Origin of the sequence: Pseudomonas sp. Cab53 (assembly GCF_018325965.1) — a bacterium.
GTDB classification, from domain to species: Bacteria; Pseudomonadota; Gammaproteobacteria; order Pseudomonadales; family Pseudomonadaceae; genus Aquipseudomonas; species Aquipseudomonas chlororaphis_E.
Window position 1 is genome coordinate 286917 of the sequence record NZ_AP021902.1, and the last position, 16530, is coordinate 303446.

Annotated in this window: 16 protein-coding genes; 9 read left to right on the top strand and 7 right to left on the bottom strand. The window is 61.4% G+C overall.

The genetic code is table 11. The features are described from left to right. Positions 1-104: 104 nt before the first annotated feature. Complete coding sequence (gene ompR, locus KI241_RS01205; protein ID WP_042729419.1) at positions 105-845, top strand: two-component system response regulator OmpR; 741 nt, start codon at positions 105-107, stop codon at positions 843-845. A 113-nt stretch (positions 846-958) separates the two neighbouring features. Further along, positions 959-2272 (top strand): ATP-binding protein, encoded by a 1314-nt coding sequence (locus tag KI241_RS01210; protein WP_042729420.1) that lies wholly within the window; start codon positions 959-961, stop codon positions 2270-2272. 132 nt (positions 2273-2404) lie between these two features. Here KI241_RS01210 and rimK read toward each other — a convergent pair whose 3' ends face one another. After that, positions 2405-3310, bottom strand: a complete 906-nt coding sequence (gene rimK, locus KI241_RS01215) for a 30S ribosomal protein S6--L-glutamate ligase (protein WP_042729421.1) — start codon at positions 3308-3310, stop codon at positions 2405-2407. Next, on the bottom strand, positions 3307-3771 hold the full coding sequence (locus tag KI241_RS01220; RefSeq protein WP_172679747.1) for an ATP-dependent zinc protease: 465 nt from the start codon (positions 3769-3771) through the stop codon (positions 3307-3309). The genes rimK and KI241_RS01220 overlap by 4 nt, the downstream gene beginning before the upstream one ends. Positions 3772-4015: 244 nt before the next feature. Here KI241_RS01220 and KI241_RS01225 point away from each other — a divergent pair, with 244 nt between their 5' ends. From KI241_RS01225 to KI241_RS01235, 3 genes are all read left to right on the top strand, one after another. After that, on the top strand, positions 4016-4420 hold the full coding sequence (locus tag KI241_RS01225; protein WP_042729423.1) for a S4 domain-containing protein: 405 nt from the start codon (positions 4016-4018) through the stop codon (positions 4418-4420). 322 nt (positions 4421-4742) lie between these two features. Beyond that, a complete protein-coding gene (gene hslO / locus KI241_RS01230) occupies positions 4743-5645 on the top strand; it encodes an Hsp33 family molecular chaperone HslO (protein WP_042729424.1) in 903 nt (300 codons plus the stop codon). Between the two features lie 178 nt (positions 5646-5823). Further along, positions 5824-7368 carry a phosphoenolpyruvate carboxykinase gene (locus tag KI241_RS01235; protein ID WP_123578516.1) on the top strand — a complete coding sequence of 515 codons (1545 nt, stop codon included), beginning with the start codon at positions 5824-5826 and terminating at the stop codon, positions 7366-7368. A 178-nt stretch (positions 7369-7546) separates the two neighbouring features. Here KI241_RS01235 and KI241_RS27945 read toward each other — a convergent pair whose 3' ends face one another. Continuing rightward, positions 7547-7675, bottom strand: a complete 129-nt coding sequence (locus KI241_RS27945; protein ID WP_272913997.1) for a hypothetical protein — start codon at positions 7673-7675, stop codon at positions 7547-7549. 82 nt (positions 7676-7757) lie between these two features. Next, complete coding sequence (locus KI241_RS01240) at positions 7758-8822, bottom strand: S8 family peptidase (RefSeq protein ID WP_212803261.1); 1065 nt, start codon at positions 8820-8822, stop codon at positions 7758-7760. A gap of 371 nt (positions 8823-9193) precedes the next feature. Between KI241_RS01240 and KI241_RS01245 the strand changes: the two genes are divergently transcribed. The 4 genes from KI241_RS01245 (at position 9194) to KI241_RS01260 (ending at position 12462) form a co-directional block, all read left to right on the top strand. After that, complete coding sequence (locus KI241_RS01245) at positions 9194-10408, top strand: colicin E3/pyocin S6 family cytotoxin (RefSeq protein ID WP_212803262.1); 1215 nt, start codon at positions 9194-9196, stop codon at positions 10406-10408. Continuing rightward, positions 10405-10641, top strand: coding sequence for a hypothetical protein (locus KI241_RS01250; RefSeq protein WP_042729427.1), 237 nt, complete (start codon positions 10405-10407; stop codon positions 10639-10641). The genes KI241_RS01245 and KI241_RS01250 overlap by 4 nt, the downstream gene beginning before the upstream one ends. 130 nt (positions 10642-10771) lie before the next feature. Beyond that, positions 10772-11998 carry a 3-hydroxyacyl-CoA dehydrogenase gene (locus KI241_RS01255; RefSeq protein WP_042729428.1) on the top strand — a complete coding sequence of 409 codons (1227 nt, stop codon included), beginning with the start codon at positions 10772-10774 and terminating at the stop codon, positions 11996-11998. 44 nt (positions 11999-12042) lie between these two features. Then, positions 12043-12462, top strand: a complete 420-nt coding sequence (locus KI241_RS01260; RefSeq protein WP_042729429.1) for a thioesterase family protein — start codon at positions 12043-12045, stop codon at positions 12460-12462. A gap of 78 nt (positions 12463-12540) precedes the next feature. Here the strand turns inward: KI241_RS01260 and KI241_RS01265 are convergent, their stop codons facing one another. The 3 genes from KI241_RS01265 to fdhD form a co-directional block, all read right to left on the bottom strand. Then, entirely contained in the window at positions 12541-13017 is a 477-nt protein-coding gene (locus tag KI241_RS01265) for a glycine zipper domain-containing protein (protein ID WP_042729430.1), read from the bottom strand. 244 nt (positions 13018-13261) lie between these two features. Continuing rightward, positions 13262-15610: an FdhF/YdeP family oxidoreductase gene (locus tag KI241_RS01270; protein WP_042729431.1), complete on the bottom strand. Its 2349-nt coding sequence runs from the start codon at positions 15608-15610 to the stop codon at positions 13262-13264. Continuing rightward, positions 15607-16446 (bottom strand): formate dehydrogenase accessory sulfurtransferase FdhD, encoded by an 840-nt coding sequence (fdhD, locus tag KI241_RS01275; RefSeq protein ID WP_047736201.1) that lies wholly within the window; start codon positions 16444-16446, stop codon positions 15607-15609. Before fdhD ends, KI241_RS01270 begins: the two co-directional genes overlap by 4 nt. Positions 16447-16530 lie beyond the last annotated feature (84 nt).

The following is a 16530-nucleotide window of genomic DNA, read 5'->3' on the forward strand; positions in this document are numbered from 1 at the left end:
TTGCCCGAATTTCTGTAGGCAGAGGAAAAATCTGCTAACAATGCACACGGGTGCGTATAACGGCAGCTAGGCCATAATGCGCGCCGAGATCAAAGGAGCTTCCTATGAGCAGCACCGCACAAACTGCTGAAGGCGAAAAAATTCTGATTGTTGACGACGATCCCGGGCTGAGCAGCTTGCTGGAGCGCTTTTTCGTCAGCAAGGGCTACCGCGCCCGCACCGTACCCAACACCGAGCAGATGGACCGCCTGCTGGCCCGCGAAGTGTTCAACCTGGTGGTGCTGGACCTGATGCTGCCCGGCGAGGATGGCCTGACCGCCTGCCGCCGCCTGCGCAGTGCCAACAACCAGATCCCGATCATCATGCTCACCGCCAAGGGCGACGAGCTGAGCCGCATCAAGGGCCTTGAACTGGGCGCCGACGACTACCTGGCCAAGCCGTTCAACCCGGACGAGCTGATGGCCCGCGTCAAGGCCGTGCTGCGCCGCCAATCGGCGCCAGTGCCAGGCGCGCCGGGCAGCGAAGACGAGAGCGTGACCTTCGGGGACTACGAACTGTCCCTGGCCACGCGCGAGCTCAAGCGCGGCGACGAAGTCCACATGCTCACCACCGGCGAGTTCGCCGTGCTCAAGGCGCTGGTGATGAATGCCCGCCAACCGCTGACCCGCGACAAGCTGATGAACCTGGCCCGTGGCCGTGAATGGGACGCGCTGGAGCGTTCCATCGATGTGCAGATTTCCCGTCTGCGCCGGATGATCGAGCCCGACCCTTCCAAGCCGCGTTACATCCAGACCGTCTGGGGTGTGGGTTATGTCTTCGTGCCGGATGGTGCCGCCAGCAAGTGATCGGCGATTTGTAGGAGCGGGTGGCCTGGCGGGTTGAATGTATTCTTCCAGGCGACTCGCGGTCCGTCATTGTGCGAGCATCGCTCGCTCCTGCAAGTGTGTAGCGGTTATTCATGAAAACCCCCGTTTGGTTCCCCCAGAGTTTCTTTTCCCGCACCCTCTGGCTGGTGCTCATCGTCGTGCTCTTCTCCAAGGCGCTGACGCTGGTGTACCTGTTGATGAACGAAGACGTTCTGGTGGACCGACAGTACAGTCACGGCGTGGCCTTGACCCTGCGGGCCTATTGGGCGGCGGACGAGACCAATCGAACCAAGATCGCTGAAGCGGCGACGCTGATCCGTGTCGTCGGTGCCGGTGTGCCGGAGGGCGAACAGCATTGGCCCTACAGCGAGATCTACCAGCGCCAGATGCAGGCCGAGCTGGGCGCCGATACCGAGGTCCGCTTGCGCATGCACTCGCCTCCGGCGCTGTGGGTGCGCGCCCCGAGCCTGGGGGATGGCTGGCTGAAAGTGCCGCTGTACCCGCATCCGCTACGCGGCCAGAAGATCTGGAACGTTCTTGGCTGGTTCCTGGCCATCGGCCTGCTGTCGACGGCCTCGGCCTGGATCTTCGTCAGCCAGCTCAACCAGCCGTTGAAGCGCCTGGTCTACGCGGCGCGCCAACTGGGCCAGGGTCGCAGCGTACGACTGCCCATCAGCGACACGCCCAGCGAAATGACCGAGGTCTACCGGGCGTTCAACCAGATGGCCGAGGATGTCGAGCAGGCCGGGCGCGAGCGCGAACTGATGCTCGCCGGCGTCTCCCACGACCTGCGCACGCCGTTGACCCGGCTGCGGCTGTCCCTGGAGCTGATGGGCGAGCACACCGACCTGACCGATGAAATGGTCCGCGACATCGAGGACATGGACGCGATTCTCGACCAGTTCCTGGCGTTCATTCGCGACGGTCGGGACGAGTCGGTGGAAGAGGTGGACCTGACCGAGCTGGTGCGCGAAGTCGCCGCTCCCTATAACCAGGCCGATGAGAAGGTACATCTGCGCCTGGAGCCGATCCAGCCGTTCCCGCTGCGCCGGGTATCGATGAAGCGGCTGCTGAACAACCTGATCGGCAATGCCCTGAACCATGCCGGCACCGGCGTCGAAGTGGCGGCGTATGTCTCTGGCGACACCAATGCGCCTTACGTGGTGCTGAGCGTCATGGACCGTGGCGCCGGCATCGATCCGTCGGAGTTGGAAGCCATTTTCAACCCCTTCACCCGTGGTGACCGCGCCCGCGGTGGCAAGGGCACGGGTCTGGGCCTGGCCATCGTCAAGCGTATCGCCTCGATGCATGGCGGCAACGTCGAGCTGCGCAATCGCGCCGGCGGTGGGTTGGAAGCACGGGTGCGCTTGCCGTTGGGCTTGATGCTGCCTCGGGATGCGGTATAGCCATCTCTCTCAAGTAAGACAGATAGCTTGTGGGAGCGAGCTTGCTCGCGATGACGGTGTTTCAGTCAACATCAATGTGGCTGAGCCGACGCCATCGCGAGCAAGCTCGCTCCCACAGGGTTTTGTGTTGAGTTAACCCTTGCCCTTGGTGCGGGTCATGTTCGGCCCGCCATTCTTTTCCAGATGCTCGATGATGATGCCGGCCACGTTCTTGCCCGTGGTCGTCTCGATCCCTTCCAGGCCCGGCGAGGAATTGACCTCCATCACCAGCGGCCCGTGATTGGAGCGCAGGATGTCCACGCCCGCGACAGCCAGGCCCATGACCTTGGCGGCGCGCAGGGCGGTCATGCGTTCTTCCGGGGTGATCTTGATCAGGCTCGCGCTGCCGCCGCGATGCAGGTTGGAGCGGAACTCCCCGGGCCTGGCCTGGCGCTTCATCGAGGCGATCACCTTGTCGCCGACCACGAAGCAGCGAATGTCCGCGCCGCCGGCTTCCTTGATGTACTCCTGCACCATGATGTTCTGCTTCAGACCCATGAACGCCTCGATCACCGACTCCGCCGCCGTCGCGGTTTCACACAGGACCACACCGATGCCCTGGGTGCCTTCCAGCACCTTGATCACCAGCGGCGCACCGTTGACCATCGCGATCAGGTCGGGAATGTCGTCGGGGGAGTGGGCAAAGCCGGTCACCGGCAAGCCGATACCGCGCCGCGACAGTAGTTGCAGCGAGCGCAATTTGTCCCGGGATCGGGCGATGGCCACGGATTCGTTCAGGGGATACACCCCCATCATTTCGAACTGGCGCAACACCGCGCAGCCATAGAAGGTCACCGAAGCACCGATGCGCGGGATCACCGCATCGAAGCCTTCCAGCGGCTTGCCGCGGTAATGGATCTGCGGCTTGTGGCTGGCGATGTTCATGTAGGCGCGCAGGGTGTCGATCACCACCATTTCATGGCCACGTTCGGTGCCGGCTTCAACCAGGCGGCGAGTGGAATACAGACGCGGATTACGCGACAGCACAGCGATCTTCATGCAACACCTGTGGCAGAGGTAGTGGACACCGGGAATGCCGGCTTGTCTTGAACGTATTTGGTACCTGGATTGACCACCAACTGGCCGTCGATCAAGGCTTTGGAACCCAGCAGCAGGCGATAGCGCATGGATTTGCGGCAGGCCAGGGTGAACTCGACCCGCCAGACCCGATCACCCAGCGCCAACGTGGTGCTGATCACGTAGCGGACCTGGGCGTGGCCGTTGGAACTCTTGATGGTCTTGCGCGCCACCAGCGGGGCTTCGCAGCGGCGATGGCGCAACTGCACCACCGTGCCGAGGTGTGCGGTGAAACGCACCCACTTCTCGCCATCGCGCTCGAACGGTTCGATGTCCGTGGCGTGCAGGCTGGAGGTGCTGGCACCGGTGTCGATTTTTGCCCGCAGGCCCGCGACTCCCAGATCCGGGAGCGCGACCCACTCGCGCAGACCGACGACGGTCAAATGGTCAAAAGTCTTCAATAAAACAACCTGCGATCAGTACATCGAATCGTGGACTCCGCGAATCGCGGTATTCACGCAGAATAATCACAAAATGGCGACAGTTATCTACCCGCCTGCGCGCTCACCGATTTATACATCCCGTCCGATGGAGCGGTCTGGCAGCATTCTATCCGTCGGGCCGGATTCGTGCGCCCGTCAAAAACGGTAGTACAGTTCTGACCATTGGCAGTGGAGAGGAATTGCAGTGGCACAAAAAAAGGAAGAGGACGACAAGGTCCGTCTCGATAAATGGTTGTGGGCGGCGCGTTTCTACAAGACGCGCGCGCTCGCCAAGGCCGCCATCGAAAGCGGCAAGGTCCATCACCGCGGGGAGCGTTGCAAGCCGGGCAAGGAACCGCGTGTCGGCGATGAATTTGTCATCCGCACCGGGTTCGATGAGAAAACCGTGGTGGTCGAAGCCCTGTCGATCGTGCGTCGCGGGGCGCCGGAGGCCCAGACGCTGTATCACGAAACCGAAGCGAGCATCGCCAAGCGCGAAGCCGCGGCTGCGCAACGCAAGGCGGGGGCCCTGGGTGTCAGCACCGATGGCAAGCCAAGCAAGAAGCAGCGTCGGGACCTGTTCAAGTTTCGGGGCGACAATAGCGAGTAAGCACTGGTGGGGTGCCAATCAGTGATGCGAATGGAGTGCAGATTGTGGCGAGGGGATTTATCCCCGTTGGACTGCGCAGCAGTCCGTTACATTTTTCGTCTGTTTGCCTGTTTGCGCTTGTTCCATTTTTGGGGCTGCTACGCAGCCCAGCGGGGATAAATCCCCTCGCCACAGGAGCGGGAGCAAGCTTCCTCGCCACGATACTTATCAGCGATTGCGCCGACCTCTTCCCGTCAGCCAGGTCCTCACCTTGCTTGGAACCCACCCTGATTGCCCATAAAATGCCTGTCATCCATTGTCATCACCTCAGATACCAGACTCTATGACTGATTTACCGGACACCGATTACACCCAACGTTTCATCTTCGATGACAGCGACGCCCGCGGCGAGCTGGTGGCGTTGGAGCGTAGCTACGCCGAAGTCCTTGCCAAGCACCCCTATCCAGAGCCGGTCGCGCAACTGCTCGGCGAACTGATGGCAGCGGCGGCGTTGCTGGTCGGCACCCTGAAGTTCGATGGCCTGCTGATTCTCCAGGCCCGTTCCGAAGGCCCTGTGCCGCTGCTGATGATCGAGTGTTCCAGTGAACGCGAGATCCGCGGCCTGGCGCGCTATGACGCCGAGCAGATCGCGCCCGACGCGACCCTGGCCGACCTGATGCCCAATGGCGTGCTGGCCCTCACGGTCGATCCGACCCAGGGCAAGCGCTACCAAGGTATTGTCGATCTCGACGGCGCGACCCTGGCCGAATGCTTCACCAACTACTTCGTCATGTCCCAGCAGACCAACACCCGTTTCTGGTTGTACGCCGACGGGCGGCGTGCCCGCGGCCTGCTGCTGCAACAATTGCCTGCCGACCGCATTCGTGACCCCGAGGAACGCGACGCCAGCTGGCAGCACATCACCGCGCTGGCCAGCACCTTGAGCGCCGATGAACTGCTCGGCCTGGACAACGAAACCGTGCTTCATCGCCTTTACCACGAAGAGGCCGTGCGCCTGTTCGACGGCCAGCCGTTGCGCTTCCAATGCAGTTGCTCCCGTGAACGTTCCGGCAATGCGCTGGTCAGTCTGGGTCTGGAAGATGCGCAGCAGTTGGTGATCGAGCACGGTGGCGCCATCGAAATCGATTGCCAGTTCTGCAACGAGCGCTACCTGTTCGACGCGGCGGACATTGCTCAATTGTTCGCCGGTGCGGGTGTCGACACACCGTCAGATACTCGTCACTAAAACGGTTCAGCGCAGGTAAATCTCCTGGCAAACGCCGGATTTACGCCGTACTGACGGGAGGGCCCTACTCTTTTTGGGCATTTCTGGCATAATCCGGCCCACTTTTTTCGGGTAGTAGTGCGCGACTTCCTACTACAAAACGTTTGGAGCACTCGGCCACGGGCCGACGGGGAATCTCATGACGCAAGCCAATAACGCCGTGTACACCGATCTGAGTGTCGATGAACTGGTCAAAGAAGCCCTGAATCGCGGTGAAGGCGAGCTTGCCGATACCGGCGCACTGGTTGTTCGTACCGGTCATCGTACCGGCCGTTCGCCAGTCGACCGTTTCATTGTTGAAGAGCCAACCACCCAGGACGCCATTGCCTGGGGCCCGATCAACCGCAAGTTCCCGGCCGACAAGTTCGATGCCCTGTGGAACCGTGTCGAGGCCTACCTGGGCGAGCGCGAGCGTTTTGTCTCCCACGTGCATGTAGGTTCCGATCCTGCGCACTACCTGCCGGTCAAGATGACCACCGAGACCGCCTGGCACAACCTGTTCGGCCGCTGCCTGTTCATCAACCCCGAGCAGTACAACGCCGGTGACAAGGATGAGTGGCAGATCCTCAACGCGCCAAACTTTGTCTGCGAGCCTGAGCGTGACGGCACCAACTCCGATGGCACCGTGATCATCAATTTCGCGGCCAAGAAAGTGCTGATCGCCGGCATGCGCTACGCCGGTGAAATGAAAAAAGCCCTGTTCTCCGTACAGAACTTCCTGCTGCCGGCTGCTGACGTGCTGCCGATGCACTGCGCCGCCAACATGGGCGAAGAGGGCGATGTGACCCTGTTCTTCGGCCTGTCGGGCACTGGCAAGACCACTCTTTCCGCCGACGAAAGCCGTTACCTGATCGGTGACGACGAGCACGGCTGGGGCGTGGGCGTGGTCTTCAACATCGAAGGCGGTTGCTATGCCAAGTGCATCGACCTGTCCGAGAAGAACGAGCCGGTGATCTGGAAAGCCATCCAGCACGGCGCCGTACTGGAGAACGTGGTCCTGGACCCGGTCACCAAGAAAGCCGACTACGCCGACGACAGCCTGACCCAGAACAGCCGCGCAGCCTACCCGCGTGAACTGATCGAAAAACGCGCACCGAAGAACCTCGGTGGCGAGCCAAACGCCGTGATCTTCCTGACCTGCGACCTGACCGGCGTACTGCCACCAGTGTCGATCCTCAGCGAAGAGCAAGCCGCCTACCACTTCCTGTCCGGCTACACCGCACTGGTGGGTTCGACCGAAATGGGTTCGGGCAGCGGCATCAAGTCGACCTTCTCCACCTGCTTCGGCGCCCCGTTCTTCCCGCGTCCTGCCGGTGAATACGCTGAACTGCTGATCAAGCGTATCCGTGGTTTCGGCTCCAAGGTCTACCTGGTCAACACCGGCTGGACCGGTGGTGGCTACGGCGTTGGCAAGCGCTTTAACATCCCGACCACCCGTGCGGTGATCGCGGCCATCCAGAGCGGCGCGCTGATCGGTGCTGAAACCGAACACCTGGACATCATCAACCTGGACGTGCCGCTGGCGGTTCCAGGCGTCGAAACTGGCCTGCTGAATCCACGCAACACCTGGGCTGACAAGGCTGCCTACGACGAAGCGGCCAAGGCACTGGCCGGTCTGTTCACCGAGAACTTCAAGAAATTCGACGTGAGCGACGCCATCAAGGCCGCTGGCCCGCAGCTGTAAGGCTCGGACAGCGTATGAAAAAACCGCCCTTCGGGGCGGTTTTTTTATGGGGGTGATTTGTTCGAGAAGTGGAAGGCGGGCGCCATGGTTTCCTGCTCGCGCCTGGACAGTCCCAGGAAAACCGCTGCGATAAAGCCTTCACCGACTTTCGAGCATCCTGGAAAAGTTAATCAGACTGTCAGGATGTTGCAGGTCCAGCCACTGGGGTTTCGATAGCCAGAATGGGCGGCTCTTCCGGGATTTCCATGCATCCGCCCAGCAGCAGGCACAGGATCAGGGTGGTGGGTAAGGCGAGTTTGTACGACATGGTCATTTCCTTTTTTCCAAGTTTGCGAGCCAAAGGCGTCTTGCCGTTGGCGGTTTCGGTGCAATGTGCTTCGGGGTTTCCCTCAGTCCGTCATGTGCCCAGGCCGGCGTAACGAGGCTGCCTCAAGGTCCATCAACCCTCTGCCGTAGGCTTCGCTATTGGCATAGATACCCGAGCGGTTGGCCGTCGCCAGGAGGTGTTCACGGATTTGTTGCGGGCTGAGTGCTGGATACAGGCTTTGTAGCGCCGCGAGCGCGCCACTGACTAAGGCGGCGGCCGGCGATGTGCCGGCGGTTTGCACGTAGCGACCGTCCTTGCCTACGGTGAGCAGCCCGGCCTCTGCGCCTGTGTCGCCGCCGGGGACCGCGATGCACCAGGCGGCTGCAACGCCGCAATAGTTGGATTTTCCATTGACGGCGCTGCCGTCGTTTTTCAATGCAACGACCGCGATCCAACCCTTCTCCAGTTCGGGGAGCGCCCGCGGCAAGCCAGGTTCGGCAAGGGGCTCACGCTTGAGTTCGTTACCCGTCGGGAAGATAAATACAGCACCGTCGGATACCAGTTTCCGGGCGACCGCCAAGGCGTCGGGCATCACCTGGTTGTAGCGTGCCTCAGTGATTTCGGTTGCCGGGATGGCATTGGCCCAGGAGTTGTTGAACAGGCGAGCACCTTTGTCGAATCCGCTTTGCCAGGATTGGGCAATGTTGCTATCGAAGAAAAACGGCTCGTTGTCGTCGCCGAAACGAAAGGGTACCAACCGGGCATTGAAGGCGATGCCATGCATGCCCTGACCATCCTTGTTGGCGGCGAGGATGCCGGCCATTTGCGTGCCGTGGCCGACGCGGTCGAGCGTGCCGGGATGATTCTCGACATAATCGAATCCGGGGTCACTCAACCTGCCCTCGAACTCCTTCAGGTGGGTGTTGAGTCCCGAGTCGACCAGCGCCACCACGACGTCCTGGCCGGTGCCGCCGCGGGCGTATAAAGCCGAGGCCTTTACCACTGCCAAGCCTTGTTGTGCGAAGTATTCCGGTGTTTCGAACGTGGTCGGCTCCGCGCCAGATCGTGCGGGAAGGGTCAGGCAACCGGCCAACAGCGAGGCCGACGCAAGCATAAGCGCGCGTAATGCGGTAGATGGATGTGGCATGGTTCAGTCCTTGAACAGAGTTCTGGGCGCCAAGCTTCCTGGCCCGACGCAACGTATGTAGACGGCGACCTTAACGCGCAAACGGAACGGGAGCGAAGCATCAAAATGCCCGAACTTGTAACGCCTCATGGCGAGGCGGAAGGCCCCTCACGCGGTATCTCCAGTAGCGTTTCTGCCCCCGACCTATTCTCGAGTCGCCGCTTTGTCCCGCAGGCTGGGGCAGCACAGCCGTCAAATCGCTGTTCATTGCAATAAGGAGGAACGATCCCACAACAGTCTAGGAAGCGTCTGCTAAGCGTTCTCTCGGTTGCTCGGTAAGGTTCGTCACACCCTTTCAAATCCGGGTAGATACGGCCGGGCAAGGACGAACGATGAGTAAAGCAAAATCCGGTGAGCCCCAGGTTTGGGAGCGCCATGGTGGCGACTGGGGCTATAGGAGGCTGCGGGATATGACCCCAGCCGAGCTGGCCAAGCGCGAAGTCGATCAACAACGCCACGACGCCATGCTCGGCAGGCAGGACGCTTACATGAAGGCGCGTCTGGCCCAACTGCACCAAGAGCACGCTCCCGCCATACGAGGCTGCGTATTCACCAAATCCTGCAAGTTACCCGATGCGGTTATCGACTACTGCAATCCAACCGGCTACATCCCTACGGAGCTTGTGAAAGAGTACGGCACGGTGACGCTGCTGGGTGGGCGCCAGGTAGATGAGTCGGGACGCGTACCGCTGAAAAGAATCACCGGTGCGTTGCCGGCCAGCTTCGGAACGTTCGCCCTGGGCGGGACGGCATTGAGCGCAATCGGTACAGGCACCAGTGCCGCTGTCGGCGCGATCTCCGCACCTTTGGCGGCCGGAGCGCTGCTGGGGCTGGTGGGCTTGTTGGCGCCTACCAGCCTGGGTGACGGCTCACTCTATACCGAAGATCAATTGCGCTCCCTGGAACAAGCTCGCACCCGTGTGCGCTTGCATATCGAAACCCGAGCCGACGGGACGCTGAAAGGATATGGCTACAACACCCAGGCACGACCTGACTGGGAAATGATTCCGGTGGTGACCTTCGAGGTTCGCGGCGACCTCTATGTCGCGGACTTTGGCGATGGGGTCGAATTGATCTGGACGCCAGCGCAGGATCCTTCGGCGACGCTGGGAATACCGGCCTTGGAGGCCGCTCCCCAGGCACCCCCTATCTGGATCTTTCCACCGACTCCTGCGACGGACAGCATTATCGTCAATCCGATTTATCCACCGGAGTACAAGGATTTCATTCTTGTGTTTCCGGTGGGTTCGGGGGTTTCGCCGCTTTACATTGTATTAAGTGTGCCTGGGGATCATGAATATTACCCCGCCCCAGATAAGTTGATCGCCTTTCCAGACGCACTGCGTGCGGCTCGCAAAACCCGGGTCAAGGGTGGTGGCGCGCTCAGAAAACGCTGGAAAACAGCTAAAGGAACCATTTTTGAATGGGATTCTCAACACGGCGCCGTCGAGATGTATAACAAACGGGGTCAGCATCTTGGTGAATATGATCCGATTTCTGGTGAGAAAACCAAACCCGCAGATAAAACCAGGAACGTCGAGCCGTGATCTATACAGTTGAAGCTTTTGACAATGGAACGGGGTTTCTCGTTTTTGAAGAGACGCTACCAGAGGGTTATGACGAAACTCTAAAAAAGGTGATGGGTTGGACTGCCGATCAGCAGGGATGGGAGGGCTATGATCTAACGAGGTCGCAGCTTGAGGCTTTAGAAAACATATTGGGCAAAAGCATCTACGATCCTGCCTACATATTTCAAATCAGCTGTAGTGAGCAAAATTAGGAAGCCACGCAGCGCATGGTTGTGCCGCATCCATCCGCTGAATGCCCGCCATCACACGAATAAATTTCAAAAAAAGTCTCACGCTGACTAAGGTGAAGGCTGTCTTTGGATCGCCAACAAGAGAGCAAAAATGAGCCAGACACCCTTCGATATTCAGCGCGCCGCCGTGGTCGGTGCCGGCACCATGGGGCGGGGCATTGTGATGTGCCTGGCCAATGCCGGAGTGGCGGTGCAGTGGGTCGACAACAATCCACAGATGCTTGAGCAGGCTCTGGTCGCGGTGGCTGAGACCTACGCCCATGGCGTGCGCCAGGGACGTATTGACCAGGGCGAAGCCGATGCCCGGATCGCGCGGGTCACCCGCGCAGACGACTACACGGCAATCCGCGACGTGGACCTGGTGATCGAGGCGGTGTACGAAAACCTTGAACTCAAGCAAAGCATCTTCCGTGAGCTCGATAGCCTGCTCAAACCCGAGGCGATCCTGGCAAGCAACACCTCGGCGCTGGACATCGACGCCATCGCGGCCGTCACCGGCCGCCCCGGCCAAGTCCTGGGGCTGCACTTCTTCAGTCCGGCGCACATCATGAAGCTGCTGGAAGTCGTTCGCGGTGCCCAAACGTCCCAGGCTGTGCTGGAGGCGGCGCTGGCGTTGGGCAAGCGCATGGGCAAGGTCAGCGTGGTCTCGGGCAATTGCCACGGTTTCATCGGTAACCGGATGCTCCACCCTTATGTGCTGGAGGCTCGCAAGATGCTGCTGGAGGGCGCATTCCCTCATCAAGTGGATGCGGCCTTGCAAGGCTTCGGCTTTGCCATGGGCCCGTTCCGCATGTATGACGTGGTTGGCATCGACCTGGAATGGCGGGCTCGCGAGTTGGCGGGCAAAGGTCAGGATGCGCCCGAGGTGCAGGTGGACAACCGCTTGTGCGAGCTGGGCCGGTTCGGCCAGAAAAGCGGCAATGGGTACTATCACTATGAGCCAGGCAGCCGTCAGGCCGAACAGGATGTCGAGGTCGACGCGCTGGTGCAGGAGGTCAGCGAAGAGCTGGGTTTCCAGCGTCGCGAGATTAGCCACGAGGAAATCCTGGAGCGCTGCTTGCTGGCGTTGGTCAACGAAGGGGCGAAGATCCTGCAGGAAGGCATTGCCGCGTCGGCCCACGACATAGACCTGGTTTACCTCAACGGCTATGGCTTTCCCGCAGACAAGGGCGGGCCGATGGCCTGGGCGGACAGCCAAGGGCTTGAAGACATTCATGCTCGCCTGCTGGCGCTCGAGACGAGGCAGGGCGACCATTGGCAGCCTGCACGCCTGATCGGCGAACTGGCCATGCAGGGCAAGGGTTTTGCCCAACGCTAGGCCGCCGCTCCCGTGAACCCTTCGACAATCGCAAAGGACACCTGATGCCGCAACGTAGCGAATACCCGCATCTGCAAGCCATCACCACGCGCTGGCACGACAATGATGTGTACGGTCACGTCAACAACGTCACCTACTACAGCTTCTTCGACACGGCGGTGAACACCTACCTGATCGAAGTGGGCGGCCTGGATATCCATGAAGGGGACGTGGTGGGGTTCGTGGTGAGCTCGGCCTGCGATTACTTTGCGTCGATCGCCTTTCCAGACCGGATCGAAATCGGCTTGCGGGTGGGCAAGCTGGGCAGCAGTTCAGTGCAGTATGAATTGGCGGTCTTCAAGGTGGGCGAGGAGGAGGCCTGTGCGGCGGGGCGCTTTGTCCACGTGTTCGTGGACCGGGTGTCGAATCGACCCGTGGCCATTCCAGACCGGTTACGCGGGGTGATGGAGCGACTGCTGGTCTGAAACGAAAAATCGCAGCGTGCGATCGGGCGCTGGGGGCGCTGCGCAGGCTGCGATTTTTATCGCTGTAGCAATCAGCGATCAGTCGCGGTAGTGGTGGCGATGCTTGCGATGCCCGTAGGCATGGCCGCGGCCGGGGTGACCGTCACGGTAGTAGCGGCGATCGCCACGGCGCCCTTCATAGCGACGATCATCATCGTCGTCCTTGCCCATGTAGTTACCCAGCGCGCCGCCGGCGCCACCGCCCGCTGCCGCGCCGATCAGGCTGCCGGTGCTGCCGCCGACACTGCGACCAACCACGTTACCGCCGGCTGCGCCCAGTGCGCCGCCGATGGCTGCTTCGCCACGGCTGTGTTTGTCTGCGCCAACTGCACTACCACCCGCGCCGCCCAGGGCTGCGCCGATAGTGGAGCCGGTGTTGCCGCCCAGGGACTGGCCGACGACCGAACCCAAAACCCCGCCCAATGCGCCGCCAACGCCTGCTTCGGCAGTACCGCCAGCAGAAGCGATGCCACTGACCAGGCCAAGGGACAACAAGAGAATGGAGGAGAACTTCATAGAGGAGCCTCAAAGGGATGACGGCGCGATCCTGAGGCTGGCTTCGCTTGGTGACAATCGAAATCCGACGAGTAGCACGACTTGTGCACAATTCTCTAAGTTATTGTTTTTAGGGCGGAACTTAAGGTGTTTTGGCCGGTCTTTAGCTACTTCAGACAGGCCGTTTTCTTAGGGAAACGGCCTTTTTCGTGGGCGCTGGAAAATTCCCGTGGCGAGGTCGCAGGCGTCCTCGCCACCGGTTTGATCAGGCCGACTTGGCCAGGATCAGGCCATTCTCGCTCGCCGCTTCCAGGCGGATCGCCACGAACTTCGACGTCGGCGTGTGGCTGTCGTCACCGGTGCTTTCCAGCGGCACCAGGGGGTTCACTTCCGGGTAATAGGCCGCGGCCTGCCCGGCAGGAATGTCGAACGCGAGCAGGGTGAAGCCTTTGACCCGACGCTCGCGGCCATCATCCCAGAGCGAGACGATATCGGCCTTCTGCCCTGGCTTGAAGCCCAGGCGAATGATGTCTGCCTCGTTGACGAACAACACGTCCCGCTGGCCCTTCACGCCACGATAACGGTCGTCGAGGCCGTAGATGGTGGTGTTGTACTGATCGTGGGAGCGCATCGATTGCATGATCAGGTCGGGCTGTTGGCCGGTGGAGCGAGTGCGTTCATGCACCAGGTCGGCCGGCAGCAGGTTGGGTTTGAAATTGGCCCGGCCCGAGGCCGTGTTCCAGCGACGCGCGCCGGCGCTGTTACCCAGGTAGAAACCACCGGGGTTTTGCAGCTTTTCGTTGAAGTCCTTGAAGCCCGGCACCGTGTCGGCGATCAGCTCGCGAATGCGGTTGTAGTCGGCCGCCAGCCAGTTCCAGTCCACCGGACGGCTGCCCAGCGTGGCGGCGGCGATGCCAGCAATGATCCAGGGTTCGGAGCGCATCTGGTTGGACAATGGCTGCAACTGGCCCTTGGAGGCGTGGACCATGCTGAAGGAGTCTTCGACGGTGACTGCCTGCGCGCCTTCGGTTTGCAGGTCGATGTCGGTGCGGCCCAGGCACGGCAGGATCAGCGCTTCTTTCCCGTGGGCCAGGTGGCTGCGGTTGAGCTTGGTGCTGATCTGCACGGTCAGGTCGCAGTTGGCCAGGGCCTCGAAGGTCCGATGGCTGTCCGGCGTGGCCTGGGCAAAGTTGCCGCCCAGGGCGATGAAGACTTTCGCCTCGCCGTTGGCCATGGCATGGATCGCCTCGACCACGTTGTGGCCATATTCGCGCGGTACCTTGAACTGGAAGCGCCGCTCCAGCGCGTCGAGGAAGGCCGTCGGCGGGCGTTCGTTGATGCCCATGGTGCGGTCGCCCTGGACGTTGCTGTGGCCGCGTACCGGGCACAGGCCAGCGCCTGGCCGGCCGATGTTGCCGCGCAGCATCATCAGGTTGGCGATTTCCTGGATGGTCGCCACCGAATGGCGATGCTGGGTGATGCCCATCGCCCAGCACATGATCACGTTCTTGCTCTTGGCGTACATGCGCGCCGCTTGCTCGATTTCCACCAGGGACAGGCCCGATTGCTCGACGATCTGTTCCCACGGTGTGTCGTCGACCACGGCCAGGTAATCCAGCACGTTGACGCTGTGTTCATTGAGGAACGCGTGGTCGAACACCGCTGGAGCGCCGGCCTTCTGGGCGTCACGCTCCCATTGCAGCAGGAACTTCGCCATGCCGCGCAGGATCGCCATGTCGCCACCCAACGCCGGGCGGAAATAGGCGGTGTTGGTCGGTTTGTCGCCGTTGGTGAGCATTTCGAACGGGTGCTGCGGATGCTGGAAACGCTCCAGGCCGCGCTCCTTGAGCGGGTTGATGCACACCACCTGGGCGCCGCGCTTCACTGCCTCGCGCAGCGGTTCGAGCATCCGTGGGTGGTTGGTGCCGGGGTTCTGGCCCCAGACGAAAATGGCGTCGGCGTGCTCGAAGTCGTCGAAGGTCACCGTGCCCTTGCCCACACCGACGCTCTGGGACAGCGCCACGCCGCTGGCTTCGTGGCACATGTTCGAGCAGTCGGGGAAGTTGTTGGTGCCGTAGGCGCGGACGAACAATTGATACAGGTAGGCCGCTTCGTTGCTGGCCCGGCCCGAAGTGTAGAACTCGGCCTGGTTCGGGTTGGAAAGCCCTTGCAGGTGCTTGCCGATCAGGGCGAACGCCGCTTCCCAGCCGATGGGCGTGTAGCGATCGGTCTCGGCGTCGTAGCGCATCGGCTCGGTCAGGCGGCCCTGGTATTCGAGCCAGTAGTCACTTTGCTCCAACAGCGAGGTCACGCTGTGCTTGGCGAAGAAGGCCGCATCGACGCGGCGCTTGGTGGCTTCCCAGTTCACCGCCTTGGCACCGTTCTCGCAAAACTTGACCATGCCGCTTTCCGGCGAGTCACCCCATGCGCAGCCCGGGCAGTCGAAACCACCGTTCTGGTTGGTCTTGAGCATCATGCGGATATTTTTCAGCGCGTTATCGCTGGTCAACCAGGCTTGGGCGACGCTGATCAGCGCGCCCCAACCACCGGCCGGGCCCTTGTAGGGCTTGTAGCGCGGAACGGGTTTCTGGTCGGCTTGTTGATGATTGCTCACGCGTGATTCTCCATCGCAGGGCTGTAGACCCGCGGCGCACTTTTTTGCGGCAGGTGGATAAGGTTGAGGTTGTGTTGACGGGCCCATTGCACGGCAAGGCCGGTGGGCGACGACAGGCTGACCAGGGTCTGGATGCCGGCCCGCAGCACTTTCTGGATCAGTTCGAGGCTGCAACGGCTGGTGACGATCGCCACGCCACCGGTGACCTGGATCCGTTGCCGGACCAATGCACCGATCAGCTTGTCGAGGGCGTTGTGCCGGCCAATGTCTTCGCGGCCCAGCAACAGTTCGCCCTGGGCGTTCATGAACAGCGCGGCGTGAACCGCACCGCAGTATTGGCCCAGTGGCTGGAACTGGCCGATGCGCTGACGCAGGCCTTCGAGCCATGGCGCGGGCGGCAACGCGGCACCGGGCAAGACCTTGAGGTTCGGCAGCGCCTGTTCCAGCGCTTCCACGCCGCATAATCCGCAGCCGCTGGTGCCCGCCAACTGCCGGCGTTGCTGCTTGAGGTTCCAGAACGCGCGGTTGGCGATGGTCACCTGGGCAGACTGGGCCGAACCACTGCCGCTCAGTTGCAGGTCGTAGATGTCGGATGCGTCTTCGATGATGCCGCTGCCCAGGCTGAAACCGACGATGAAGTCTTCCAGGTCGGTGGGGGTGACCAGCATCACGGCCTGGCTGATGCCGTTGTAGGCGATCGCCAACGCCACTTCCTCGGCCAGCGCGGCGCTGTCGGCTTGGGAGTGGTCCAGGTTGACGTATTGATAGCTCTGGCTCGCGGTGGGCACGGGTGCTTGCACCGCGGGCACCGGGCAGGCCGGAGGCTTGGTTTTCATGACATCACCGATGTGTGGAATAGTGACAAGACTAAATGCGGCAATCTGCCACGTCTAATCGCTATTACTGATCTATCAATAGAT